The organism is Lewinella sp. (genome assembly GCF_050633125.1).
GTDB lineage: Bacteria > Bacteroidota > Bacteroidia > Chitinophagales > Saprospiraceae > Lewinella.
The window spans coordinates 1-1,351 of the sequence record NZ_JBOEFX010000250.1 but is presented as its reverse complement, the minus strand read 5'-3'; the positions used below and the strand labels follow the sequence as shown (position 1 = coordinate 1,351).

3 protein-coding genes are annotated in these 1,351 nt (G+C 40.5%); all 3 read left to right on the top strand.

What is annotated here, in order from left to right:
- Positions 1-109 precede the first annotated feature (109 nt).
- Positions 110-415 carry an ArsR/SmtB family transcription factor gene (locus ACRBG0_RS28715; protein ID WP_431490256.1) on the top strand — a complete coding sequence of 102 codons (306 nt, stop codon included), beginning with the start codon at positions 110-112 and terminating at the stop codon, positions 413-415.
- Between the two features lie 57 nt (positions 416-472).
- A complete protein-coding gene (locus tag ACRBG0_RS28710) occupies positions 473-709 on the top strand; it encodes a thioredoxin family protein (RefSeq protein ID WP_431490255.1) in 237 nt (78 codons plus the stop codon).
- A gap of 161 nt (positions 710-870) precedes the next feature.
- Positions 871-1,351, top strand: a 481-nt coding sequence (locus ACRBG0_RS28705) for a permease (RefSeq protein WP_431490254.1), incomplete at its 3' end; no start/stop codon positions are given.

Here is a 1,351-nt window from a genome sequence, read left to right as displayed (position 1 = left end):
TTGAAGGCTTTTCATTCTCTGATCCAATTAAAAACACCACACACAAACAAAAAAACTTGCATTACAACAAAATCAATCGTACATTTGCGATTGACTATAAAGAAGATCAATGAAAGTACTAACAGAACAAAAATTCTCAGCCAACAGTCAGGAAGAAATGGCAAAATTTGCCAAAGCGCTTGCGCATCCGACAAGGCTTGAAATTTTACGTCTGTTCAGTACACAAAGTTGTTGCTTTACCGGTGATTTGGTGGAGGTATTACCTATTGCCCAATCTACCGTTTCCCAACATTTGAAAGAATTGAAAAATGCAGGGCTGATTCAAGGAGAAATAGATGCTCCCAAAATAAAGTATTGCATTAACCAGGAAAACTGGAGAAAAGCGAAGCTACTTTTTGCCGCTTTTTTCGAGTGATATTTTTTTACTCAAACCTATCGTCAATTTGCGATTGACGATAATAAAATAACGATCATGAGAGAGGTTAAAATTCTTGGAACAGGTTGCCCAAAATGCAAGCAAACGACCAGCATGGTAGAGAAGGCCGTCGAAGAACTGGGGCTAACCAATGTAACGATTGAAAAGGTGGAAGACATCATGAAAATCATGGAATACAATGTCATTTCCACACCGGCTGTAGTGATTGATGGTGACATCAAAATAAAGGGGCGTGTCCCTTCTGTCCCTGAATTGAAGGAGTTACTACAGTAAATAGTCAAAGATTATGTTTGATTGGATTCAACAATTTGCAGACTGGTTGGTGTATGAGCAATTTGGCTTAGCAAAAGAAGAACATCTGGCAGAAGCTTTAAATTTCTTCTTCTACGACAGCATCAAAATATTGCTTTTGCTTTTTGTCGTNNATCTTTTTTATGGGGATAATAAACAGTTACTTCCCTGTTGAAAAGGTTCGAAATTTCCTTTCGCGCAACAAGCTTTACGGCACGGAATACCTGATGGCTTCTCTTTTCGGAGTAGTCACGCCCTTCTGTTCTTGCTCTTCCGTCCCTTTGTTTATTGGCTTTGTGAGAGGAGGGATTCCACTGGGAGTTACGTTTTCCTTTTTGATTACGTCTCCCCTGGTCAACGAAGTAGCTATTGGCCTTTTTATTGGGCTTTTTGGCTTGAAGACTACCATTATCTACGTGATCAGCGGCGTGCTTTTAGGAATGACAGCAGGGATTATTCTTTCAAAATTCAGGCTTGAACGCTTTCTGACGCCCTGGGTAAAAGAGGTTTTGGCCAATGCCCAAAAAGAAAGTGAAGCGTTTGAGGCAGAGCAGACTCCTTTCCGCCAACGACTACCCATTATCTGGGCGGAAGTGCTGAATATTTTAAAGGGAGTCATTCCTT

Coding starts and splice junctions, on each gene's coding strand:
- ACRBG0_RS28715 (WP_431490256.1), top strand. CDS start 110: ATGAAAGTACTAACAGAACAAAAATTCTCAGCCAACAGTCAGGAAGAA.
- ACRBG0_RS28710 (WP_431490255.1), top strand. CDS start 473: ATGAGAGAGGTTAAAATTCTTGGAACAGGTTGCCCAAAATGCAAGCAA.